This window comes from Variovorax sp. 10N432 (assembly GCF_056394465.1).
Genome location: NZ_JBFTHX010000143.1, coordinates 1 through 629, shown reverse-complemented (window position 1 = coordinate 629; position 629 = coordinate 1). Strand labels below are relative to the sequence as shown.

Here is a 629-nt window from a genome sequence, read left to right as displayed (position 1 = left end):
GCCTTGACCAGTTCCGGCACGGCCGTGAACAGGTCGGCCACCAGGCCGTAGTCGGCCACCGAGAAGATCGGCGCCTCTTCGTCCTTGTTGATCGCCACGATCACCTTGGAGTCCTTCATGCCCGCCAGATGCTGGATCGCGCCCGAGATGCCGCAGGCGATGTASAGCTGCGGGGCGACGATCTTGCCGGTCTGGCCGACCTGCCAGTCGTTCGGGGCGTAGCCCGCGTCCACYGCCGCGCGGCTGGCGCCSAGRCCSGCGTTSAGCTTGTCGGCCAGCGGCGCCATCACTTCCTGGAACTTCTCGGCGCTGCCCAGCGCSCGGCCGCCCGAGACGATGATCTTGGCGGCGGTCAGTTCGGGGCGCTCGCTCTTGGTGACTTCGCGGCCCACGAAGCTGGACTTGCCGCTGTCGGCGACGCCTGCGACCGTTTCCACTGCTGCGCTGCCGCCGGTGGCCGCTGCCGCATCGAAGCCCGTGGTGCGAACAGTGACSACCTTGATCGCATCGCTGCTCTGCACGATGGCAATCGCATTGCCCGCATAGATCGGCCGCTCGAAGGTGTCGGGGCTGTCGACCTTGGTGATGTCGCTGATCTGGGCGACATCCAGCAGCGCGGCCACGCGCGG

The 629-nt window shown here is 67.8% G+C and carries 1 protein-coding gene; it reads right to left on the bottom strand.

Translation table 11 applies throughout. The features are described 5' to 3' along the window. Positions 1 to 629: electron transfer flavoprotein subunit alpha/FixB family protein (locus tag AC1DF3_RS37060; RefSeq protein WP_478142822.1), on the bottom strand; the 629-nt coding region annotated here is incomplete at both ends.